General features: G+C 41.3%; 28 protein-coding genes. 22 read left to right on the top strand and 6 right to left on the bottom strand.

The window, feature by feature from the left end:
• Positions 1-33 precede the first annotated feature (33 nt).
• From RFK25_RS00520 to RFK25_RS00435, 18 genes are all read left to right on the top strand, one after another.
• Complete coding sequence (locus RFK25_RS00520) at positions 34-477, top strand: hypothetical protein (protein ID WP_332410644.1); 444 nt, start codon at positions 34-36, stop codon at positions 475-477.
• 25 nt (positions 478-502) lie between these two features.
• Positions 503-1,051, top strand: a complete 549-nt coding sequence (locus RFK25_RS00515; protein WP_332410643.1) for a DUF6630 family protein — start codon at positions 503-505, stop codon at positions 1,049-1,051.
• Between the two features lie 75 nt (positions 1,052-1,126).
• Positions 1,127-1,846 (top strand): O-methyltransferase, encoded by a 720-nt coding sequence (locus RFK25_RS00510; RefSeq protein WP_332410642.1) that lies wholly within the window; start codon positions 1,127-1,129, stop codon positions 1,844-1,846.
• 62 nt (positions 1,847-1,908) lie between these two features.
• A complete protein-coding gene (gene prsA, locus RFK25_RS00505; protein WP_332410641.1) occupies positions 1,909-2,904 on the top strand; it encodes a peptidylprolyl isomerase PrsA in 996 nt (331 codons plus the stop codon).
• A 204-nt stretch (positions 2,905-3,108) separates the two neighbouring features.
• Complete coding sequence (locus RFK25_RS00500; RefSeq protein WP_332410640.1) at positions 3,109-3,594, top strand: LURP-one-related/scramblase family protein; 486 nt, start codon at positions 3,109-3,111, stop codon at positions 3,592-3,594.
• Positions 3,595-3,881: 287 nt separating this feature from the next.
• A complete protein-coding gene (gene alaS, locus RFK25_RS00495; RefSeq protein WP_332410639.1) occupies positions 3,882-6,500 on the top strand; it encodes an alanine--tRNA ligase in 2,619 nt (872 codons plus the stop codon).
• 204 nt (positions 6,501-6,704) lie between these two features.
• On the top strand, positions 6,705-6,908 hold the full coding sequence (locus RFK25_RS00490) for a hypothetical protein (RefSeq protein WP_332410638.1): 204 nt from the start codon (positions 6,705-6,707) through the stop codon (positions 6,906-6,908).
• Positions 6,909-6,930: 22 nt separating this feature from the next.
• Positions 6,931-7,146, top strand: a complete 216-nt coding sequence (locus RFK25_RS00485) for a hypothetical protein (RefSeq protein WP_332410637.1) — start codon at positions 6,931-6,933, stop codon at positions 7,144-7,146.
• A 27-nt stretch (positions 7,147-7,173) separates the two neighbouring features.
• Positions 7,174-7,398, top strand: coding sequence for a hypothetical protein (locus tag RFK25_RS00480; protein WP_172079141.1), 225 nt, complete (start codon positions 7,174-7,176; stop codon positions 7,396-7,398).
• A complete protein-coding gene (locus RFK25_RS00475; RefSeq protein WP_332410632.1) occupies positions 7,382-7,576 on the top strand; it encodes a hypothetical protein in 195 nt (64 codons plus the stop codon). Before RFK25_RS00480 ends, RFK25_RS00475 begins: the two co-directional genes overlap by 17 nt.
• Before the next feature lie 162 nt (positions 7,577-7,738).
• Positions 7,739-8,305 (top strand): DUF3267 domain-containing protein, encoded by a 567-nt coding sequence (locus RFK25_RS00470; RefSeq protein WP_332410630.1) that lies wholly within the window; start codon positions 7,739-7,741, stop codon positions 8,303-8,305.
• 12 nt (positions 8,306-8,317) lie between these two features.
• Positions 8,318-8,533: a helix-turn-helix transcriptional regulator gene (locus RFK25_RS00465; RefSeq protein ID WP_009910096.1), complete on the top strand. Its 216-nt coding sequence runs from the start codon at positions 8,318-8,320 to the stop codon at positions 8,531-8,533.
• Positions 8,530-9,288, top strand: a complete 759-nt coding sequence (locus RFK25_RS00460) for a DUF3169 family protein (RefSeq protein WP_332410629.1) — start codon at positions 8,530-8,532, stop codon at positions 9,286-9,288. The genes RFK25_RS00465 and RFK25_RS00460 overlap by 4 nt, the downstream gene beginning before the upstream one ends.
• A gap of 30 nt (positions 9,289-9,318) precedes the next feature.
• Complete coding sequence (locus tag RFK25_RS00455) at positions 9,319-9,828, top strand: DUF3278 domain-containing protein (RefSeq protein WP_332410628.1); 510 nt, start codon at positions 9,319-9,321, stop codon at positions 9,826-9,828.
• A 19-nt stretch (positions 9,829-9,847) separates the two neighbouring features.
• The gene (locus RFK25_RS00450) at positions 9,848-10,030 is read left to right on the top strand and encodes a hypothetical protein (RefSeq protein WP_332410626.1); all 183 of its coding nucleotides are present in this window, start codon (positions 9,848-9,850) and stop codon (positions 10,028-10,030) included.
• Positions 10,031-10,055: 25 nt separating this feature from the next.
• Complete coding sequence (locus RFK25_RS00445; RefSeq protein WP_332410624.1) at positions 10,056-10,745, top strand: CPBP family intramembrane glutamic endopeptidase; 690 nt, start codon at positions 10,056-10,058, stop codon at positions 10,743-10,745.
• 138 nt (positions 10,746-10,883) lie between these two features.
• Positions 10,884-11,081 carry a hypothetical protein gene (locus RFK25_RS00440; RefSeq protein WP_332410621.1) on the top strand — a complete coding sequence of 66 codons (198 nt, stop codon included), beginning with the start codon at positions 10,884-10,886 and terminating at the stop codon, positions 11,079-11,081.
• Between the two features lie 13 nt (positions 11,082-11,094).
• Positions 11,095-11,769 carry a CPBP family intramembrane glutamic endopeptidase gene (locus RFK25_RS00435; RefSeq protein ID WP_332410619.1) on the top strand — a complete coding sequence of 225 codons (675 nt, stop codon included), beginning with the start codon at positions 11,095-11,097 and terminating at the stop codon, positions 11,767-11,769.
• Positions 11,770-11,802: 33 nt separating this feature from the next.
• On the opposite strand, the gene nrdF is transcribed toward RFK25_RS00435, so the two are convergent.
• The 4 genes from nrdF to nrdH are packed head-to-tail and all read right to left on the bottom strand — an operon-like array spanning position 11,803 to position 15,611.
• Positions 11,803-12,762, bottom strand: coding sequence for a class 1b ribonucleoside-diphosphate reductase subunit beta (gene nrdF / locus RFK25_RS00430; protein ID WP_004299066.1), 960 nt, complete (start codon positions 12,760-12,762; stop codon positions 11,803-11,805).
• Positions 12,763-12,773: 11 nt separating this feature from the next.
• Positions 12,774-13,166 (bottom strand): hypothetical protein, encoded by a 393-nt coding sequence (locus tag RFK25_RS00425; protein ID WP_332410618.1) that lies wholly within the window; start codon positions 13,164-13,166, stop codon positions 12,774-12,776.
• Between the two features lie 25 nt (positions 13,167-13,191).
• Entirely contained in the window at positions 13,192-15,351 is a 2,160-nt protein-coding gene (nrdE, locus tag RFK25_RS00420; protein ID WP_332410617.1) for a class 1b ribonucleoside-diphosphate reductase subunit alpha, read from the bottom strand.
• Between the two features lie 41 nt (positions 15,352-15,392).
• On the bottom strand, positions 15,393-15,611 hold the full coding sequence (gene nrdH / locus RFK25_RS00415) for a glutaredoxin-like protein NrdH (RefSeq protein WP_172028553.1): 219 nt from the start codon (positions 15,609-15,611) through the stop codon (positions 15,393-15,395).
• A 318-nt stretch (positions 15,612-15,929) separates the two neighbouring features.
• Here nrdH and RFK25_RS00410 point away from each other — a divergent pair, with 318 nt between their 5' ends.
• Together RFK25_RS00410 and ptsP are read left to right on the top strand one after the other, a co-directional pair.
• Positions 15,930-16,193, top strand: coding sequence for a phosphocarrier protein HPr (locus RFK25_RS00410; protein WP_002936050.1), 264 nt, complete (start codon positions 15,930-15,932; stop codon positions 16,191-16,193).
• A 4-nt stretch (positions 16,194-16,197) separates the two neighbouring features.
• Positions 16,198-17,931 carry a phosphoenolpyruvate--protein phosphotransferase gene (gene ptsP / locus RFK25_RS00405; RefSeq protein ID WP_105118014.1) on the top strand — a complete coding sequence of 578 codons (1,734 nt, stop codon included), beginning with the start codon at positions 16,198-16,200 and terminating at the stop codon, positions 17,929-17,931.
• A gap of 86 nt (positions 17,932-18,017) precedes the next feature.
• Here ptsP and RFK25_RS00400 read toward each other — a convergent pair whose 3' ends face one another.
• Positions 18,018-19,505, bottom strand: coding sequence for a DUF1846 domain-containing protein (locus RFK25_RS00400; protein ID WP_332410613.1), 1,488 nt, complete (start codon positions 19,503-19,505; stop codon positions 18,018-18,020).
• 272 nt (positions 19,506-19,777) lie between these two features.
• Between RFK25_RS00400 and RFK25_RS00395 the strand changes: the two genes are divergently transcribed.
• Together RFK25_RS00395 and RFK25_RS00390 are read left to right on the top strand one after the other, a co-directional pair.
• Positions 19,778-21,049: an MFS transporter gene (locus tag RFK25_RS00395; RefSeq protein ID WP_332410612.1), complete on the top strand. Its 1,272-nt coding sequence runs from the start codon at positions 19,778-19,780 to the stop codon at positions 21,047-21,049.
• Between the two features lie 11 nt (positions 21,050-21,060).
• Complete coding sequence (locus tag RFK25_RS00390) at positions 21,061-22,101, top strand: ArsR/SmtB family transcription factor (protein ID WP_332410611.1); 1,041 nt, start codon at positions 21,061-21,063, stop codon at positions 22,099-22,101.
• A 21-nt stretch (positions 22,102-22,122) separates the two neighbouring features.
• Here the strand turns inward: RFK25_RS00390 and RFK25_RS00385 are convergent, their stop codons facing one another.
• Positions 22,123-23,121 (bottom strand): acyltransferase family protein, encoded by a 999-nt coding sequence (locus RFK25_RS00385; RefSeq protein ID WP_332410609.1) that lies wholly within the window; start codon positions 23,119-23,121, stop codon positions 22,123-22,125.
• Positions 23,122-23,269: the final 148 nt, after the last annotated feature.

Here is a 23,269-nt window from a genome sequence, read left to right as displayed (position 1 = left end):
AAGCTCTTGTTGAGAAAGGAGTGCATCTCTAATATGATTTCCTACAAACGCTCGATTGTAATACCTATGGTTATTAGCACGGTACTTATCTTGATTGGGATGGGCTTAATTTTTAAGCCAGAACCTGCTATTCTATCAGGATTGTGCTACATGCTGCTAGCTCTTCCGTCTGCCTTCTATGCTTTTTTGTGGCGGAAACAAGGGCAAGTCTTTGTCCTCAATCAGCAGTGTTTAGAGTATAAAAACAAACTTTGGGGAGCTAGAATAAGCATTCCAGTTGCAGAAATTGGGAAAATTCACTATGAGATTGTCTACATTTACCGGGATATTTACTCAAAACGGATGCGTATTGTAGGAAGAACAGGAACTTTTTTAGCTGAGGTGAAACTAGATAATCTTTCGGGAGCTGATTTCAATGACATTTATCAATACCTTAGCCCGTTTGCACCCCATATCATGTGGGAATTTCCAAAATAAAAAATAAAGATGAATAGGAGGCAGTATGCTGACAGAAGAAAATTTACAGGATATTTTTGAGATTGCAGACCTACTATCAAATGGTGATAGGGAATTATTTATCCAATTAAAAGAATGCGTCTTTGCTAGTGATCCCAACCATATTTTAGATTTGCTTGAAGGTATTTTATCACCTGAAGCGTTCGATGCATTCTTAGATTGTGTGGGCGAGGTAGAAAAGGATAACCTATTGCTTATCCTGTCAGTCCTTCTAGCACATAACCAGTACCTCTGTGTTCGACCGCGCAAGGATTTATTAGCCGATTTTATAGCGGCTTTTGACCGCCTACAAGCAGTCCGTAATGCTGGAATCTTGTTAAAATTTGATGCGGCTGGCTTGGAGGAAACTGGCAATGTGCCAGAATGGGCTGCGGTAGTTGATGAAAAATATGCTAGTGAACAATTTTGTTTGGCTGCTGTTGAGATGAATGCAGACCAGTACCATCTGTTATTCGGTAAAGTAGCTACCATTAAACGTGTACAGCAACTCTTTGCTAATCTAGGCTATCGTCTAGACTATGCAAAAAATATGTAAGTAAAGGCAGGAGAAATCCTGTCTTTTAGTATATGAGAGAAGAAATTGTTGGTGACTTGTGTTATAATTGTCCCTATGGTTGAATCATATTCTAAAAACGCAAACCACAATATGCGCCGTCCTGTTGTCAAGGAAGAAATTGTGGACTTTATGCGAACACGTCAGGCGCAACATACAGGTTTTCTCAAGGAATTAGAAGACTTTGCCCGTCAGGAAAATATTCCCGTCATCCCTCATGAAACAGTAGCTTATTTTCGTTTGCTCATGCAAACTCTACAGCCAGAGCATATTTTGGAAATCGGAACGGCTATTGGATTTTCTGCTCTTTTGATGGCCGAGAATAGTCCGCATTCGCAGATTACTACCATCGACCGCAATGAAGAAATGATTGGTTTTGCCAAGGAAAATTTCGCCAAGTTCGATAGTCGCAAGCAAATTGAATTGTTAGAAGGTGAGGCGATGGATTTACTGCCGGATCTGCCTGATGATAGCTATGACTTTGTTTTTATGGACTCGGCCAAGTCCAAATATATCGTATTTTTACCAGAGGTATTGAAAAAGGTCAAGGTCGGTGGCTTGGTTGTCCTGGATGATATTTTCCAAGGCGGTGATGTTGCTAAAGACATCATGGAAGTTCGCCGTGGTCAGCGAACGATTTACCGTGGCTTGCAACGCTTGTTTGATGCAACCCTAGATAATCCTGATTTAACAGCCAGTTTAATTTCCATGAGCGATGGCCTGCTCATGTTGCGAAAAAATGTGGCCAATGTTGACCTAAAGCTTGAAGAAAATTAAGCCCTTTTTAAGAATTTATGGTATAATGAAAGGGTTAATGAAGAAAAGGAGAGATTTTCTAAATGAAGAAAACAAAAAAAATTCTTGCAGGTGCAGTAACCCTCCTTGCAACTGTGACGCTTGCGGCGTGCTCAAGCTCAGCAGATAAAGACATTATTACGATGAAAGGCAATGCTATCTCTGTATCAGAGTTTTATGAGCAGGTTAAAACAAATGTCCAAGCTCAACAGGTTTTGCTTTCTATGGTTATCAGCCATGTCTTTGAAGAGCAGTATGGTGATAAAGTAACTGATGCAGAAGTGAACGAAGCTTATGAAAAAATGGCTGAGCAGTATGGAGATTCATTTGCAACTGCCCTTGCTTCAGCAGGTTTGACGACTGATAGTTACAAAGAGCAAATCCGTACTAACAAATTGGTCGAGTATGCTGTGAAACAGGCTGCAGAAAAAGAATTGACCGATGAAAACTATAAAGCTGCTTATGAAGCTTACACTCCGGAAGTGACTGCCCGTATCATCAAACTAGATGATGAAGCGAAAGCTAAGGAAGTCCTAGCAGCAGCTCAAGCTGAGGGAGCTGATTTCGCTCAATTGGCTAAAGACAATTCAACAGATAGTGCAACCAAGGAAAACGGTGGAGAAGTCAAGTTTGATTCTACCTCTACAACGGTTCCGACTGAAGTTCAATCAGCGGTATTTGCTTTAAACGCTGGTCAAGTAGGTGCATCTGTAGTAACAGTTGTAGATATGACAACTTACACAACAAGCTATTATGTTGTTAAACTAGAAGCAAAATCTGAAAAATCAGCTAATTGGGAAGATTACAAGGATAAACTTAAGGAAATTATCGTTGCACAGAAGCAAAACGATGCAACCTTTGTAGCAACTGTCTTGAAAGATGCCCTTTCAAAAGCCAATGTTAAGATTAAAGATGCTGCCTTCCAAAACCTTCTTTCACAATATGTAGCGACTGAGGAAAGCAGTTCTTCAACAGATGCTTCAAGTTCTACGGCTGAAAGCTCATCATCAACTGAGTCTTCAAGTTCTTCAGGTCAATAATTGATTAAACAGGATTAAGAATAGATACTCGAACCCTTAGTTCAGAAAATTGGCGGTCGCTGCGAGCCATCTAAGCCGAGTATCTTGCTACTTAATAGAATAAAACAATTGAATATAAAATGAGAATGACAAGTCATTGAATGAAGGTGGTACCGCGGTTTTTCGCCCTTCGTTTGGTTTCTTGTCATTTTTTTGGAGGAAATCATGAAGCAATTTCAGGTCAAACAACGTTTTATTTTGGGCGGTGAAAAATTTGATATTCATGATAGTCATGGACAGCTTGCTTATCAGGTAGAGGGCACCTTCTTTGAAATTCCCAAGCGGTTTACGGTGACCAATGCCAGAGGTGGAGAAGTTTGTCGGATTACCAAGAAATTTTTGACCTTCCTACCCCAATTTACCATTGATATGGCGGATGGACATTCTTTCTACTTGCAAAAAGAATATACCTTTTTCAAGGACCGCTATAGCGTGGAAAATCTAGGCTTGATCCTAGAAGGCAATATCTGGGATTTGGATTTTCGACTGAAAAAACCTGATGGTCAGCTAGTAGCTGAAATCTCCACAGAACTCTTTCATCTGACTTCTCGTTACTCGGTAACGGTTTTAGAGGATGACTATGCAGACTTGGTCATTTCTCTAGTGGTCGCAATCGACTATGTCGAAATGATGGAAGATGCATCGAGTTAACCCTAACATAAAATTTTTAAAAATGGTTTAGTTGGCTAGCTTGCTAAATTGAATCAGTCTAATAAAAAACGAAAGGAAAGGGTATCGAGTTTAATCTGAACTGAACTCGAGCTAGGGCCGTTCGCTTTAATTATCATTATATGAAAGGAAATGTTTAATTTAACTGTTTCGTTAAATTGAACCCGCCCGGAAGGCTCGGAAAAAAGATAAACTGCCTAGGAAATCAAGATTTCCTGTCAGTTTCCTATTTTTCAGTCGCCTTCTAATCGGGCTTGGTATCTTAACTTATGAAAAATTTATCTTCTGCTCAAATCCGCCAGATGTGGCTGGATTTCTGGAAATCAAAAGGCCACTCTGTTGAGCCTTCAGCAAACCTTGTACCTGTCAACGATCCGACACTTCTTTGGATCAACTCTGGTGTGGCAACTCTAAAAAAATACTTCGATGGATCTGTCATTCCTGAAAATCCACGGATTACCAACGCTCAAAAGTCAATCCGTACCAACGATATTGAAAACGTTGGTAAGACAGCCCGCCACCACACCATGTTTGAAATGCTTGGGAACTTCTCTATCGGAGATTACTTCCGTGATGAAGCAATTGAGTGGGGCTTTGAACTTTTGACAAGCCCAGAATGGTTTGCCTTTCCAAAAGACAAGCTCTACATGACTTACTATCCAGATGATATGGATTCTTACAACCGCTGGATTGCTCTTGGTGTTGAGCCAAGCCATCTCATTCCACTTGAAGATAACTTCTGGGAAATTGGTGCAGGTCCTTCTGGTCCAGATACGGAAATTTTCTTTGACCGTGGTACAGATTTTGACCCTGAAAACATCGGTATTCGTTTGTTGGAAGAAGATATTGAAAACGACCGTTATATCGAGATTTGGAATATCGTATTGTCCCAGTTCAACGCAGACCCAGCTGTTCCGCGTTCTGAGTACAAGGAATTGCCAAACAAAAACATTGATACGGGTGCAGGTTTGGAGCGTTTGGCAGCTATTTTCCAAGGGGCTAAGACAAACTTTGAAACGGACCTTTTCTTGCCGATCATTCGTGAAGTGGAAAAGATTTCTGGTAAGACCTATGATCCAGACGGCGATAACATGAGCTTCAAGGTCATCGCAGACCATATCCGTGCTTTGTCATTTGCCATCGGTGACGGTGCCCTTCCAGGAAATGAAGGTCGTGGTTATGTCCTCCGCCGTCTTCTCCGTCGTGCTGTTATGCACGGTCGCCGTTTGGGTATCACTGAGCCGTTCTTGTACAAGTTGGTGGAAACAGTTGGCAATATCATGGAAAGCTACTACCCAGAAGTGCTTGAAAAACGTGAGTTCATCGAGAAAATCGTTAAACGTGAGGAAGAAACCTTTGCTCGTACCATTGATGCTGGTAGCGGTCACTTGGAGGAACTTTTGGCTGAGTTGAAAGCAGCTGGTAAGGACACTCTTGAAGGTAAAGATATCTTCAAACTCTACGATACCTACGGTTTCCCTGTGGAATTGACCGAGGAATTGGCAGAAGATGCTGGCTACAAGATTGACCACGAAGGCTTCAAGGCTGCCATGAAGGAACAGCAGGACCGTGCCCGTGCCGCCGTTGTTAAAGGTGGCTCAATGGGTATGCAAAATGAAACCCTGGCAGGTATTACCGAAAGTTCAACTTTTGTCTACGGGCAAACCAGCCTAGATGCCAAATTGGGAGTGATTATCGTGGACAATGAGCGGACAGAAGCGGTGTCAGAAGGTCAAGCCCTCCTTGTCTTTGACCAAACGCCATTCTACGCTGAAATGGGTGGTCAGGTTGCCGACCGTGGTGTCATTAAAAATGCTTCAGGCGATGTCGTTGCAACAGTTGTGGATGTGCAGAAAGCACCGAATGGTCAGCCATTGCACACTGTGGAACTCTCTGCCAGCATTTCGCTTGGTCAAACTTACACGCTTGAAATCGACACAAATCGTCGTCGTGGTGTTGAGAAGAACCACACAGCAACTCACTTGCTCCATGCTGCCCTTCACAATGTCATCGGCGAGCATGCGACCCAGGCTGGTTCCTTGAACGAGGAAGGCTTCCTCCGCTTTGACTTCACACACTTTGAAGCGGTGACTGCTGATGAACTTCGTCGTATTGAAAATGAAGTCAATGAAAAAATCTGGGAAGCCTTGGATATTGTCACAGTTGAAACGGATGTGGATACGGCTAAAGAAATGGGTGCTATGGCCCTCTTTGGTGAGAAGTATGGCAAAGTGGTCCGTGTGGTTACAATCGGTGACTATTCTATTGAGCTTTGTGGTGGTACCCACGTTAGCAATACCGCTGAAATCGGTCTCTTCAAGATTGTCAAAGAAGAGGGAATCGGTTCAGGTACCCGCCGTATTTTAGCGGTGACAGGCAAGGAAGCTTTCCTAGCTCTTCGTGACCGCGAGGATGCTCTCAAATCTGTTGCGCAGACCCTTAAAGTGCCACAAATCGACCAAGTGCCGACAAAAGTGGAGGCACTGGCTGCGGAGCTCCGCGATTTGCAAAAAGAAAACGCTAGTCTGAAAGAAAAAGCAGCGGCAGCAGCTGCTGGTGATGTCTTCAAAGATGTTAAGGAGGCAAACGGTGTCCGCTACATTGCTAGCCAGGTCCAAGTTTCAGATGCAGGTGCTCTCCGTACCTTCGCTGACAACTGGAAGCAGAAAGACTACTCTGATGTCTTGGTGTTGGTTGCGGCCATCGGCGACAAGGTCAATGTCCTTGTAGCAAGCAAGTTAGCTGATGTCCATGCAGGAAACCTCATCAAAGTCCTTGCGCCAATCGTAGCAGGTCGTGGTGGCGGTAAGCCGGATATGGCCATGGCAGGTGGTAGCGATGCGTCTGCTATCCAAAACCTCTTGAACAGCGTAGCTGACAACTTATAATCTATACTAAAAAAACTCTTTTATCCATTGGGTAGAAGAGTTTTTTGTATGTTATTCTAGTCATTTTGACAACATTCATAAACTTTTTGACAAAAATTATTATTTTTTTGACAAAGATACTTGTCAAAAAGAAAAGGAAGTGTTACAATGATATCAAGATAAAAGATGAAAACGAATTCATAAGAAAGAAAGCAGGAAACGATTATGAAAAAGTTAAACAATCTTCACATTGCCCGCTTTGTACAAGTACTGGCAATTGCCTATCTAGTTTTTGTCCTGTTGGCTGATATCATGAAGTGGCAGCAGTTGGATAATACTTATGTCGTTCTTGCCATTTGTGCCATCGCAGTGACAGATGAGAACTTGTGGAAACTAGGTAGCAGAAAAGAAAAAACGGTACAAGATTAAGAGTTAGCAAGAGGAAACAATGATGGAAAAGTGGAAAGAATTTATCAAAGGAACCTATTTTGTTTTTTTAGGAGTTGGCTTGGTCATCTTCATTCTAAATGATGTCTACTGGAGTTTTAAGGAAACTGCCTACCAAGTTGACTTCCAGCGGTATTACACTATTCTGGCTGGTTTAGTCCTTGTACCATTTTTTGTAAAAGTGGGGGCTGATATGGAGAAAACTCTTAAAAGTAAATAGTGTCGACTAAACCATAGGAGAAACCTTATGAAAAACAATAGCAATAAAAAAGGAATTTTGATTACAGGAACAAGCGTTGTGCGTGGAGTGCAGGTTCTAGTTGCACTATATTTGATTTATAGTTTAGTTCAAACCGTCGTATTTGGTCAGGAGATGGACATGATGTCCTTGATGATACCGATGTGGTCTATATGGATTTTGGAAATCTCTCTCAGCAACAAAAAGGAGAAGAAAAATGAGCAAGACAATTAAAAATGGAATGAAAGTAGTCCTATTGTTTTTCGCACTCTTCTTGATAACTATTTTGGTGTTTAAAGTTTTAGCCTTACTAGGATTTGACTTTAATTTGAACGAAGAGAGTTATTTAATTCCACCTTTGATGGCGACACTGTTGCTCTATTTAAAACATGTTAATTCCAAGAAAAAGTGACAAAAGCTAGGAAAAGATAGGAGAAACCTTATGAAACGACACATTTCAGCAGATATGGCAGCGATTATGATTACAGGGGCGACTATATTTGGCTTACTGAATGGAGTTACTCTAGGACTATATAGTTTAGTCTAGGTTGCAGAAAATAGAAGGAGAAGAAAAATGGAAAATAAAAAGAAATTATATGAAGTCAATATCATGGAAAATAAGAAGTTTGTTTGGGGATTGAATATTCTTTCGACTGTTCTAATTTTCCCATTTGCTCTTCTATTCGGTAAGTTAGCCTTTTCCTTGTTGGCTAATGTAGAACAAAATTTGCCACTTACCTTACCAGAGTTATGGATAGGGATGGTTCTATTTCCTCTTTTGATAGTAGTGCATGAGGCTATCCACGGCATCTTCTTCAAGGTTTTTTGTCCTGAAAATCCTGTCAAATACGGGTTTAAATGGAAATCGGGCATGGCCTATGCGACCAGTCCAGGTTCCCTCTATAATCGGATGCAAATGTTGGTAATTTCCCTGGCTCCCTTTGTCGTGATTAGTCTAGGCTTGACAATACTAGCGTGCTTAGGGGGAATGGACGTATCTCTTTATCTGATGGTAGCTACCATGCATGCAGCTGCTTGTGTAGGCGATTTCTACTATACCTATCTTTTATTGGTTAAGTTTGCTAAGGGGAATATAGCTGTCGAAGACACAGAAACAGGCTTGATTATCTACCAAGCCTAGAAAGGAAAAATTATGGAATATGTCTTAAAAAATCGGCTCAAGGAGTTGCGGGCACGGGATAGCCTCAACCAGACAGAGCTAGCAAAGTTAGCAGAAGTTTCTCGGCAGACCATTAGCTTGATTGAGCGGGGGGAGTACACGCCCTCGGTGGTCATTGCCATGCGAATTGCACAGATTTTTAACGAAAATGTAGAGAATGTCTTTCAATTAGTGGAGGTAGGAGAATGAAACAGGGGAAACAAATTTCAACGAAACAAAGATGGGTGAGGAATCTTATCTATTTACTTTCAGGAGCTATCTTTGGCGCATTTTGTGGCTTTTTTGGAGTATTGATTTCTAAGTTTGGATTACCGTCTTTTGTTACCCTAGATAACTTCTTGTTTTGTTTGCGTATCATTACTTTTGTAATTTTCGCTGGAACTGTATATTTTGGTGTAAAGGCCAATCAATCGTATAAACTTTATCATTCCATTTCAGATGAGGAAGAAGAACGTGTTGATGAACTATATAAGAAAATGTATCGTAACCTAGAATACGCGACCATATCATTTAATGTTGCCGTATCATTGACTCTGTTAAATTTGGTTCTAGGATTTGGTGTTACCTTCTTAGAAGATGGGGCGATCATGTACGGGTCAATTTTTGATGTAGTTTTCTATGTCATTCTTCTCATTTCTCAGATTTTTATCATGAAATTAACTCAGAAAATTCGTGACTATAAGTTATCCGCTTTTGCTACGGTAAAAGAAATGAAGGACTTTGCTGAGGCGATGGACGAAGGTGAGAAACAAGCAAACTACGAAATGAGTTTCCAAATCGTCTTCACTTTGAATCAAATCGTGTTACCAGGTTTGTATGTATTCCTATTTGTACTCAGTATGCTATTGCAAGAGCGACAAATTACAGCCTTTCTAGTTGTTGCCTTTCTTCACATTTACATCAATGTCATGCAGGTTCGCATGATCCGTCGTTATTTTAAATAAGAATTTTTGAAAGTTTTTTAGGTAATAGCTATGAAAAAGGAAAATCTACACATTCGAGCAATTCGTTATTTCTATGATATTGTTGGTGAGTTAGACGAGGTGTCTTATGCGGCCTTGACCAATTTCGGTAACAATATGTATATGCTCTTTATGACAGTGACACTGCTGAGCTTCCTAGTTAGCTTTGCGCTGGGAGAAGATGTCATGGGAATCAGCCTCTTTTTGACACTTGTCTATTCTCAATTTAAACAGGATGCCATTATCAAACAGTTGGGTCTGGATAAATTGGTGGTTGCCAAGGCTGATGTAAAAATGGCTCGGAAGAAAATGATGAAACGAACTCTGTATCAAACCTTACAGATTGCCGTTTTGAGTTTGCTAGTCAGTATCGGCCTCTGGCAGTCACAAATTCCACAGGAAAGTGGAACATCTGCAGCAGAGTATTTCCAATTTGTCACTCCCATGACAGTTGTTCTTCTGACCCTGGTGGGATTCATTAGTTTCTATATTGTTAATCGTAAGAAAATCAAACGTATTTAGTTTAGATGGAGGTCAACTCATGAAAGTCTTTAAGAAAATTTATCTTGCTTCGTTTATCGGTCTTGGCTTGTACGCAGTTGGCTATGTTTTCGGAGAATGGCTGGCTACTGGGCAGATTGATTTGTCAAATCTGAATATCCTTCTGCCGATGGTTTTGGGCTTGCCAGCTCTGCTATTGTTCGAAAAAGGTGCTAAGAACTAATTGAGTGTATGTGAAGGAGATTGCTATGAATAGACTTGGAAATGTCAAAGATTGGAATGTGTTAAAAAACTGGAAATTTCTCTTTGTGGGACTGGCAGTCGTTGCACTAAATGTATTGCCCCAGATGGCCATGTTTGCCCTACCAAATTTTGACGGGACTAATCTACTGATTGCTGCAGCTCTCTTATTGTTTGCCGTGGTAGTCGGTCTTGTTTTGACCAGTAAAATTGGTTTATGGAAGAGCGAGCAGAAGTGGGGAATGTTAAAGAATATTGGTTTTGTTGTCCTTGCTTTTATCGTCATGTTTGGTCTGAAAATAATCGGTGGGCAATTGATTATGCTGGAAGAGGGATATGGTCAGACGACTGCTAATCAGGAAGTCATCAATAACTCTGGTCTGCCAGCCTTGCTCTTGTTTCTCTTTGCTGTACTTTTTGCTCCAGTTCTTGAAGAATTGATTTTCCGTGGCATTCTCATGGGGAAAGTCTTTGGTAAGGATTCGAATGTTGGATTGTTGCTATCGAGTTTTCTATTTGGGCTCATTCACAATCCGACCAATATCGGATCTTGGGTTGTCTATGGAGGCATGGGTTTAGTACTAGGACTTGCTTATCGCATTTCTGGCAAATATTCCAATGCCCTTATTCTTCACATGGTCAATAATTTCCTGAGTGTCTTGCTCATGTTACTCTTGCAGAGTATAGGTTTCATTTAGAAAGGAAATGAGATGGAGATTTTTCAATGGATAGCCTTTGCTTATCTATTATTCAGCTACCTGTCAGATAGGAAAAAGGTGAAACAGTTACAAAGCAAGGTAAACAAACTACAAAAAGGTCTAAAAGGAGAAAATCAGATGTCACTTTTATTAAATGAATTGGTGGGAAGTAAAGCCAAAATCCGTTTCGATGAGGAATTTATGACCATTTACGAATACAGCATTTTAGCTGTGGATGAGGATTGGTTCAAAATTTCCCGTGAATTAGCGAATGGGGAGCTTGAAACCAAGTTGGTTCGGGTCGATAATATTGTTGATGTGACTGTTTTAGGATAAGGAGGAATACATCATGAAGAAATTTTTTAAGCATACTGGTTTATTATTAGCCTATTACATTGCCTATCAATTCGGATCCCAGTTCCTCCAGTTACCATGGGCTACTGAGCAGGTAGAGGGTATTCCAGCTAGTGCTGCAGAAGGTTTATATTGGTTTGGACTGATTGTGGGTCTACCCTTGTTAATTGGTTTTTCCTACCTTCTTTGGAAAGTCTTGTATCCGAGAAAAACAATGCAGCTGACGCTAGATAAGCCTTGGCTAAAACAGATTGCCTATCCGCTGTTAGCCTATCTTGCATACTTCATTCTCCAATTTCTCCTACCAGTTCCTGAATCAGATAATCAGAAAAATGCAGTTGCCTTTATCCAGTCTGCACCTATTCACTCCTTTTTCATGGTAGTCATTTTTGCAGGTATCTTTGAAGAATTGATTTTCCGTGGTTTCTTGGCAACCTATTTCTTCCCTAAATTATCCGATGTAAAATCTGTCTTGCTCTACGGCCTAGTTTCAGGAACCTTGTTTAGTTTTGTGCATGGTCCAGCCACTCTTCCACAATTTTTGATTTATTTCACAATGGGAGCAATCTTTGCATGGCTCTATTTGGTGAAGCAAGATATCCGCTATCCAATGGCCCTACATATGCTTAACAACGGCATTTCTTATTTTATGATTGTATTTTTAGTATAAAAAGAAAGCAGCTCAATGAACTGCTTTTTTTGATTATAATCCATACAAGTAATCATCGTCCTGCATGGCTTCAACTTCACCGAGTAGATATCCGTTACCAACTTGTGAGAAGAAGTCGTGGTTAGATGTACCAGTTGAAATACCGTTCATGATGATTGGGTTGACATCGTCTGCTGAGTCAGGGAAGAGAGGGTCTTGTCCCAAGTTCATGAGGGCCTTGTTGGCATTGTAACGAAGGAAAGTCAAAACTTCCTCAGTCCAGCCGACTGCGTCATAGAGGGAGCGCGTGTAGCCTTCTTCATTTTCGTAAAGTTGGTAGAGCAGGTCATACATCCAGTCGCGGAGTTTATCTTGTTCTTCCTCGGACAATTCATTGAAACCAAGTTGGAACTTGTAGCCAATGTAGGTACCGTGAACAGATTCGTCACGGATAATCAGCTTGATGATTTCCGCAACGTTGGCTAGTTTGTTGTTACCAAGGTAGTAGAGTGGCGTGAAGAAACCAGAGTAGAAGAGGAAGGTTTCTAGGAATACGCTGGCTACTTTCTTCTCAAGTGGTGTACCAGTTTCGTAGATTTCATTGATAATCTTAGCCTTGCGTTGCAAGTATTCGTTGCTGTTGGTCCATTCAAAGATGTCTTCAATCTCAGACTTGGTGTTCAAGGTTGAGAAGATAGAAGAGTAGGATTTGGCGTGAACAGACTCCATGAATTGGATGTTGTTATAAACAGCTTCTTCATGCGGTGTACGAATATCGTTGCGAAGAGCTTGGACACCTGTTTCAGATTGTAGAGTATCCAAGAGCGTCAATCCACCAAAGACCTTACCAACCAGGTCTTTTTCTTCAGCAGTCAGTTTCCGCCAGTCATCCAAGTCGTTTGACAAGGGAATCCGCGTATCGAGCCAGAATTGCTCGGTCAATTTTTCCCAAGTTGACTTGTCGATCACATCCTCAATGGCGTTCCAGTTTATGGCTTTGTAGTAGGTTTCCATATTAGTTCCTTTTATTGTTGTGTTGTATTGTTATTTTCTAGGAGTGACTTGATAAAATCATTATATTCTTTATCAATATCATCTGTACTCAAATTATTATTTTTTCTTTCTTGGACATTATTAAGATACTCTTCAGTTTTTAATTGAATTAGTTTATCAATTTCATTTTGGTCGCTATCTTTATTGGATTTTTTAGGAGTTAACCTTGACATAAAATTTTTGAATAACTTTTGAAAACTGAGAGTTGCTACGGAAGCTATGGTTGCGGTAATCGTAGCAAAAGCTAAAACTGCTTTTTTTGGACCTCCCCATAGTTTTACGAGTTGAGCCATTTTTGCATAGTCCCATTTTACCGATTTCAATATCTGAGTTGATTCTACCAACAAATATTTAATTTTGTTCATAATATTTCCTTTTAAATAACAAAAATCAAATCACACAACTCTCACATTGGTTTGCTCCGACTTCTTCGCCGTCGTCCGTGAAGGTACGGATGTAGTAGATTGACTTGATACCCTTGTTGAAGGCGTAGTTTCGAAGGATAGAGAGGTCACGAGTGGTTTGTTTGTTCTCTTTTTTCCATTCATAGAGTTCTTTTGGAAGCTCACTGCGGAGGAAGAGAGTGAGGGACAAACCTTGGTCTACGTGTTCTGTTGCAGCAGCGTAGACATCAATAACCTTCCGCATATCCATGTCGTAGGCAGACTTGTAGAATGGAATGGTTTCTGTTGCCAAACCTGCTGCTGGATAGTAGATTTTACCGATTTTCTTCTCTTGGCGTTCTTCAATCCGTTGGGTAATCGGGTGAATAGAAGCAGAAACGTCGTTGATATAAGAGATAGAACCGTTTGGTGCAACAGCTAGGCGGTTTTGGTGGTAAAGACCATCTGCCATGACTTTCTCACGGAGGTCAGCCCAATCTTGTCCGCTTGGAATAAAGATTCCTTCAAAGAGTTCTTTCACACGGTCAGATTGTGGTTGGTAGTCACCAGTCACGTATTTATCGAAATAAGTGCCGTCTGCGTATTTTGATTTTTCAAAGTTATGGAAAGTAGCTTTGCGTTCGCGGGCAATGTTATTTGATTCTACCAAAGTCCAGTAGTTGAGGAGCATGAAGTAGATGTTGGTAAACTCTACGGCTGTTTTTGATCCGTAGTCGATCAAGTTTTGTGCCAAGTATGAGTGAAGTCCCATGGCACCAAGTCCGATAGAATGTGCACGTTCATTTCCAGCTTCGATAGACGGTACCGCAGAAATGTGCGAATGGTCCGTCACGTAGGTCAAAGCACGAGTCATGGTACGGACAGAACGTCCAAAATCAGGCGATTTCATCAAGTTGACAATGTTGGTTGAGCCAAGGTTACATGATACATCTGTCCCCATGGTCAAGTATTCCTGAGAATCATTGATGACGCTTGGCGTCTGTACTTGAAGAATTTCTGAACAGAGGTTGGACATGATAATCTTGCCGTCAACAGGATTGCTACGGTTGGCTGTATCGATGTTGATAACATAAGGATAGCCAGATTCCTGTTGAAGTTTAGAAATTTCAGTTTCTAGGTCACGTGCCTTGATTTTAGTCTTACGAATGCGTGGGTTTGCTACTAGCTCGTCGTATTTCTCCGTAATATCAAGGTAGCTGTAAGGCACACCGTACTCTAATTCCACAGAGTATGGGCTGAAGAGGTACATGTCTTCATTATTACGTGCCAATTCATAGAACTTATCAGGAACAGTGATACCCAACGACAAGGTCTTCACGCGAACCTTCTCATCGGCATTTTCCTTCTTAGTTGAAAGGAAAGCGACAATGTCTGGGTGGAAAACATCTAGGTAAACAACCCCAGCACCTTGACGTTGCCCAAGTTGGTTGGAGTAGGAGAAGCTGTCCTCAAAGAGTTTCATGACAGGAACGACACCAGAAGCAGCTCCCTCGTAGCCCTTGATTGGTGCGCCAGCCTCACGCAAGTTGCTGAGGGAGATACCGACACCACCACCGATACGGGACAATTGCAGAGCAGAGTTGATAGAACGTCCAATTGAGTTCATGTCGTCTGTGACCTGGATGAGGAAACAAGACACCAATTCACCACGACGGGCACGACCTGCATTGAGGAAAGACGGTGTTGCTGGCTGGTAACGAAGATGAATCATTTCGTTGGCCAGGTTTAGTGCTAATTCTTCGTCGCCCTCAGCAAAATACAAGGCGTTGAAGAGAACGCGATCTTCCATGCTCTCCAAGTAGTAGGCGCCGTCGTTGGTTTTAAGGGCATACTGGTTATAGAACTTGTAGGCAGCCATGAAGGACTTGAAGCGGAAGTTTTGGTCTTTCAAGAATTGATCAATTTTGATGATAAATTCTGGGCTATACTGGTCCAAAAATTCTTTTTCAAGATAGTTTTCTTCTAATAAGTAGGCAATCTTGTCTAAAATGCTATCAAATTGCTTAGTATTTGGAAGGACATTTTCATTAAAGAAAGCTTTAACTGCTTCTAGATCCTTGTGGAGAGGAATTTGTCCATTGACTGGACGGTTGATTTCGTTATTTAAACGGAAGTAGGACACATCGCCTAACTCTTTCAAACTCATAATCGCAATCTCTTTCTATACTAGGGGTAACTTGGTATAGTTTATACCAAGGCTTTCAATTTTGTTGGTTGGAAACCAGAGAAAACTTCATTTTCAGTTTCAATAACTGGCGCTGCTGAGAAACCAAGGTTTTTAACGTGGTCGATAAATTCAGGTTGCTCGTCTAGATTGATTTCTTTGTAGGCCACATTGTGCTCATCAAGAAATTTTTTACTCATCTTACATTGAACACAATTATTTTTTGAATAGATGGTAACCATTCAATTTCTCCTTTTTAAAATAAATATACCAATCTAGCATACAAGATTTTGTGGTCAAAGTCAAGAAGGAAGTCCACAACTATCACAAAATATAGTATGACAAAAAACGAACAAACACCATATCTTGTGTAAATGGCACAAATCCTTTGAAACCAAGCTTTCACGATGTTTTCAGGACTTTTATAATCTCATAAAAAATAGTTTTACTGAAAGAAACGAAAAAATTCTTGAAAATGATTTCAAAAAGTGATATAATGCTTTTTGTAAGGGTTATCACAAATAACTCAAAATTTTGTAAAAACAAAGGAGAATCCAACTATGGCTTCAAAAGACTTCCACATCGTGGCAGAAACAGGTATCCACGCACGTCCAGCAACTTTGCTTGTTCAAACTGCTAGCAAATTCGCTTCAGACATCACTTTGAACTACAAAGAAAAATCTGTAAACCTTAAATCTATCATGGGTGTTATGAGTCTTGGTGTTGGTCAAGGCGCTGATGTAACAATCTCTGCTGAAGGTGCTGATGCTGACGATGCAATCGCAGCTATCACTGAAACAATGGAAAAAGAAGGATTGGCATAAGAAGATGACTGAAATGCTTAAAGGAATTGCAGCATCTGATGGTGTTGCCGTTGCTAAGGCATATCTACTCGTTCAGCCAGATTTGTCCTTCGAAACTGTTACAGTTGAAGATACAAATGCAGAAGAGGCTCGTTTGGATGCTGCTCTTGCAGCTTCTCAAAACGAGCTTTCTGTTATTCGTGAGAACGCAGTAGCTAGCCTTGGTGAAGAAGCCGCAGCCGTATTTGATGCACACTTGATGGTTCTTGCTGACCCAGAAATGATTGGTCAGATTAAGGAAACTATCCGTGCTAAGAAAACAAATGCTGAAACAGGTTTGAAAGAAGTAACGGATATGTTCATCGCTATCTTTGAAGGTATGGAAGATAACCCATACATGCAAGAGCGTGCAGCAGACATCCGCGACGTTGCTAAACGTGTCCTTGCTCACTTGCTTGGCGTTCGTTTGCCAAACCCAGCGACAATTGATGAAGAGTCTATCGTTATTGCACACGACTTGACACCATCTGATACAGCACAATTGAACAAACAGTTTGTTAAAGCTTTTGTAACAAACATCGGTGGACGTACAAGTCACTCAGCTATCATGGCTCGTACACTTGAGATTGCAGCTGTATTGGGTACAAATAATATTACTGAAATCGTGAAAGATGGTGATGTCCTCGCTGTTAACGGTATCACAGGTGAAGTTGTTATCAACCCATCTGAAGAAGTGATTGCAGAATTTAAGGCAGCTGGCGAAGCCTATGCTAAACAAAAAGCTGAGTGGGCACTCTTGAAAGATGCTCAAACAGTGACAGCTGACGGCAAACACTTCGAATTGGCAGCTAACATCGGTACACCAAAAGACGTTGAAGGTGTAAACGATAATGGTGCTGAAGCAGTTGGTCTTTACCGTACAGAGTTCTTGTACATGGACTCACAAGACTTCCCAACAGAAGATGAGCAATACGAAGCTTATAAGGCTGTTCTTGAAGGTATGAACGGTAAGCCGGTTGTGGTTCGTACAATGGATATTGGTGGTGATAAGGAGCTTCCTTACTTCGACCTTCCACACGAAATGAACCCATTCCTTGGTTTCCGTGCCCTTCGTATCTCTATCTCTGAGACTGGTAACCAAATGTTCCGTACGCAGTTGCGTGCCCTTCTTCGTTCATCAGTACATGGTAAACTTCGTATCATGTTCCCGATGGTTGCCTTGTTGACAGAATTCCGTGCAGCAAAAGCGATCCTTGAAGAAGAAAAAGCAAACTTGTTGGCTGAAGGTGTAGCAGTTGCAGATGATATCCAAGTGGGTATCATGATTGAAATCCCTGCAGCAGCTATGATTGCAGACCAATTTGCTAAAGAAGTTGACTTCTTCTCAATTGGTACAAACGACCTTATCCAATATACTATGGCAGCAGATCGTATGAACGAACAAGTTTCATACCTTTACCAACCATACAACCCATCAATCCTTCGCTTGATCAACAATGTTATCAAGGCTGCACACGCAGAAGGCAAATGGGCTGGTATGTGTGGTGAGATGGCTGGTGATCAACAAGCTGTTCCACTTCTTGTCGGAATGGGCTTGGATGAGTTCTCTATGAGTGCAACTTCTGTCCTTCGTACACGTAGCCTCATGAAGACACTTGACACAGCTAAGATGGAAGAATATGCTCACCGTGCCTTGACAGAATGTGCAACGGCAGAAGAAGTTCTTGAACTTCAAAAAGAGTATGTTGATTTTAACTAATAGATAAAATGGAAAAACAAGGCTAGAAATATCCTTGTTTTTTCTATAACAAAAATAGACTTGCCGGGGCAAGTCTATTTTTGTCTTTAGTTCTTCTGATAAAACTTATTGTGCTGATAGATAGGATCAAAGGTTAAATTGATGCCTAACTTGCGTAGAACACTCTTGTCTTCATCGGATAGGATAACGGTTGAGTGGGCTTCGCTACCATTTAATTGGCCTAATTCTTTCATTGCTTGTGTAGCGACAGGGCTATCTTGTGCAGTGATGGCAAGGGCGTTAAGAATCTCACTTGCATCGAGTCGTGTATTTGCCTTATCCAGATAATCTGCCTTCAATTCTTGAATTGGACGGATGTAGTTTGGTTCAATGAGAAGAGTTTCATCATCGATTTTAGCAATTTGCTTGATAGCATTGAGAAGGACAGTTGCAGTTGGTTTGAGGAGGTCGGATGTCTTACCTGTTACCATCTCTCCAGTTGGCAACTGAATAGCAAGGGCAGGGCTTGAAGTTAGCTCTGCTTTTTCGCGCGCAGCGACAACAACCTTACGACCTGCTGGTGTCACACCGACTTCATTCATGAGGAGTTCAATCTTTTTAACTGCTTGCTCGCTCACCCGCTCTGCCTTGAAATCAACGAGTGTCTGGTAGTAGCGACGGATGATTTCTTGCTTGGATGCTTCAATCGCAGCCTCCTCGTCCACGATGGAATAGCCCACCATGTTAACGCCCATGTCTGTCGGTGAGGCGTATGGTGATTTGTTCAAAATACGTTCAAAGGTACGGTTGAGGACAGGGAAGACCTCGATGTCACGGTTGTAGTTGACCGCAGTTTTGCCATAAGTTTGCAGGTGGAAGGGGTCAATCATGTTGAGGTCGTCCAGGTCGGCAGTTGCTGCTTCATAGGCCAAGTTAACGGGATGGTGGAGTGGTAAGTTCCACACTGGGAAGGTTTCAAACTTGGCATAGCCTGATGTTACGCCATGCAGTTGGTCGTGGTAAAGTTGGGAGATACAAGTCGCCAATTTACCTGAACCAGGTCCAGGTGCGGTGACAACGACGAGATTGCGACTAGTTTCAATGTAGTCATTTTTGCCCATACCTTCTGGTGAGATGATGTGGTCAATATCAGAAGGATAGCCCTTGATTGGGTAGTGGAGATAGGACTTGATGCCGTGTTTTTCCAACTGTTTGCGGAAGGCGTCTGCGGCTGGTTGGTTGCGGTACTGGGTAATGACCACAGAACCAACATAAATATCAATATCATTAAATGTATCAATCAAGCGGAAGACTTCTTGGTCGTAAGAAATGCCTAGGTCGCCGCGTGCCTTAGAATGTTCGATATTGCTGGCATTGATAGCGATGACGATTTCTACTTGGTCTTTTAACTCTTGGAGGAGCTTGATTTTATTATCTGGTTCATAACCTGGTAAAACACGGGCTGCGTGGAAATCTTCCAACATTTTTCCACCAAATTCCATATAGAGCTTGCCTTCAAATTGGGCAATACGCTCTAAAATGTGATCACGTTGCAAATTCAAGTATTTAGTTGAATCAAATGCGATTTTTTTCATCCAATAAGTCCTCCGATGATGTACTAAACTTCGGGAAAAACAAAAAATAGCTCCCTAAAACTAGGGAGCCTTTTCTCCGACCTCTCAAAAGAGGTGCCCGAACAATACTATAACAAACTGTGCTTATCTTGTCAAGAAAAAGCCAGATAGAATAAAAATTAAACAATTGTTTAAAAAATATTTAATTTTTATAAAATTAAATATTGATTTTATTAAAATAAAGTGTAAAATAATATTAAACAAATGTTTAATATCTGTTTAAGGAGATGTTTATGAAAAAACTAGTCAACAATAAATTATTTCTATCCAGCTTTGTAGCGGATTTGATTTCCAACTTTGGTGACACACTCTACTATCTAGCCCTGATGAACTATGTCTTGCTTCTACCAGATACCAAGTTTGCCTTGGCTATGATTACCGCTTCTGAAACCTTGCCGATTTTGGCCAGTCTCTTTATGGGAATCTGGGCGGACAAGACAAAAAACAAACTGGATACCATTCTGGCTACCTTGGTCGTACGTGTCGGTCTGTATGCCCTCGTTGGTTTACTAATGGGATTTACACCAGCCCTCTGGATTGTAGCAGTCGTATGTGTCATCAATTTCTTGTCTGATTTGTCGGGTCAATATGAAAATGGCCTTTATATGCCAGTTAGTCTGAGGGTTGTGGCAGCGGAAGATCGTGAAACAGCAATGGCATTCAAGATGACGGTGAAATCACTTTTGCAAATTGCCTTCCAAGCTAGCGGTGCCATTCTCATCGGCTTTATGTCTTACCAGAATCTCGCCTTCTTCAATGCAGGGACCTTCTTGGTCAGTCTTACCATCATGGCAACCCTCCGTCCAGCTCTTGCCAAGCTACTGAAGGAAAATCCTATCCAAGAAGCTGAGCAAACAGAAACAGAAGCAGGACTTATCAAGGGTATGCGTAACAGTCTCAAAGAATCCTACCAAGCTGTTCAGAATATTCCTGTTCTCAAAGCGTCAATTGTGACCATTACCAGCCTGAATGCCATTTTTACCGCACTTTCACCATTAGTTATTCTAAATATGAAGGAGTTCTCAGACTTTGTGATTGTCAATGCAGGAACAACCGTTGCTTTGATTTCCATTTTCTTCTCAGTTGGTAGTATCTTGGGGTCAAGTATCGGTATGGCTTTGTTCAAAAATGTCAGCTTAATCAATCTCCTCAAATTCTCTACATTGATGCCAGTCTTGATTTTCTCAGGTTTCTTCCTTCACAATATCTATGTGGTATTAGCAGTTCTTTTTGTGACAGCTATGACCTTGGGAATCTTTAATCCAAAAATGAGTGCCCTTGTTATGAATAAATTACCAGAGGATAAATTGGCAACTGTTGACGCTGGTATTACAAGCTTCTGTCAAATCGGTATGGTAGCTGGTCAAGCCTTGGTTGCCCTAATGGTAACAACAATCTTATCTGTTACAAGCATTTCCCTCATCTTCCTCTTGCTTTCTGTGGGACTCTTGGGCTATACTATTCTTACAGGTCGTAAATCAAATAACGAAGTAGTTCAAGCTTAGAAAGTATGCGTATGAAATTAGATTACCGAGATTATAGAAGCGAAATTGTCGAAAAATTCTTTATTCCTTTAATTGTTACAGAACGTGAGGAACCGATTGAGGCGGATTTTTCACAGAAAGAAAAAGACATTCTCAAAGATGCCTTGGACATTCGTGATGAGATTGAAGAAAAGTTGGCAGATTTTCGTCAGGAAGTCAATCAAGTCTTTGTCTGGGGACATATTTTTAATATTTTGCATAGTCTTTATTTCTATATCTTGAATGATGGACAGGATCCAAAGACAGTTGAGGAAGCCTGTCAAATGATTTTAAAGCTGTCTCAAGAAGAAGTAGAAGATGCCATGCGAACCATGTTGGCGTCTGAAAATGACGGACATCGTGAGAAGACCCTCAGCCTCATGGAACTTTTGGAAAAAACGGATAAAAAGCCGGCAGATAAGTGGTACTGGTCACTAGCTATTCGCAATCCCTTGGAAACGGTCCAGCGGTCTGTCCATCTCTTGGATAAGATGCTTCCAATCTACCAGCCCTATTTTGAGCTGGCAAGGGCGGAGCGTGAAAAATTTGCTCAGGAATTTGACATTGAAAAACTCTATCAAGAGTCCAAGCAGTTGTCCATGACTAGTTTGGATGCTTTAGGAGTAGAAACTGCCCAATTCTTCGTTCTCAGTCCCTGGAATTATTGGTTTGCTTATTATGGCAATGAACAATTTGACTATATGAAAGTCGCTCTTTTAGCATCCTGTCGAATTGATCAGATGATGCTGTCAAATGACGAGTTGGATCTGGATGATTTGACAACGGCTCTTAAAGTCATCAGCGATAGCACGCGCTATCAGGTCTTGGTGGAGTTGACCAAGCCCCATGCCAAGAGCAAGGACATTGCAGAACGGCTCAATATTACTGGAGCCGCTGTGTCCTTTCATACCCAAAAGTTGATTAACGGTGATTTACTTCTCTTCAATACAAAAAATAGCGATGTCAAATACAGTGTCAATCGCGACCTGCTCCAACAGGTGATTGATAAGTTGAAAGAGGATTTTGATTTGTAAAAAAGCCTTGTAAGTTAAGTCTTACAAGGTTCTTTTGTGTTTAATGATTAACCAGCTGAGCAGTTGGCAAGTGATGATGGTGATAAAGAAAACCAGCCAGCCTTTCTGTATTTTGGTCAGGGAATGATTTTCTAGGAAGAAAAAGCTGACTTCGACTGGGATAACATGGATAAAATAATAGTAACTGGCGTATTCCTTTAGAAATTGGAATTTTTTCTGGCGGAAGAGGTCTGTGGTTAAGCTCCAGGCGACTAGATAGGCTGTGAATGGAATAAGGCTGAAAATAAAGTTTTTATCATAACCTTGATTGATGTAGATGATTGTAGCCTCAAAAGTTAAAAGAGCTATGCAGACAAGTAGTTTGGCCTTTTGTCGGTATTGGAAAATGGGTTGATTGAGTTTATCGGCTAGGTAAAAGCCTGTCAGGACAAAAATCGGTGCGTAGAAGAGGCCGTTGCGGCTGGTGAAAAAGAAGGTTTTGTAGTGTTCAAATGCGGTTAGTAAAGCCGATTCTGCCAGGTAGGAGGAGTAGGTTTCAACTGAGCCTAGGAGATAGAGAAGGCAGGCTAGACAGGCTGTGATGCGCCAGCCCCATTTCCTTAAAGAATTGTGGACGAGGACAAGACCTAGCAGGAAGGCGGGCATGTACCAGAGTTGGTAGCTGCTGCCGGTGTAGGTCAGTCCGACTAGGAGTGCGAGGGGATAGTAGAGTAGGGGGATTTCTTGGAATATCAAGTATATGAGGAAGAAGGGGAGGTAGAGGGCGGACCAGGTCAGGTACTGCTTGCTGTAGCGGATCAAGTATTGTTTGGAGAGGCTAGGGTAGTTGCGTCGGAGAAAGAAGCTGGCGGTGACCATGAAGTAGGGAACGACCATGCGGCTAAAGATTGATTTTTGGATGAAGTGAAGCTGGTCTGCTTCAAATAGTCTGCGACAATGGAGGGCGATGACTAAAACAGCTCCCATGAATTGAAAGAGGGAGAGGAGCGAGGTGTTGAGTGGTTTCGGTTTGTTTTGCATGTTAACTCCCTTCCTTTTCTTCCATTTTATCGAAAAAGGATGGATATGTAAATGTTTGTAAAAAGATGAAGAGGGCTATTTGTTGAATGTTCAGTTCTAGAGGGAAGTCTTGTGGGAAATATGGTATAATATTAAGATGAAGTGAATT

Source organism: Streptococcus sp. SS-4456 (assembly GCF_036680365.1).
In the GTDB taxonomy this organism is placed as follows: domain Bacteria; phylum Bacillota; class Bacilli; order Lactobacillales; family Streptococcaceae; genus Streptococcus.
Note: the sequence above shows the minus strand (reverse complement) of the source record. Positions and strands in the feature narration are given on the sequence as shown.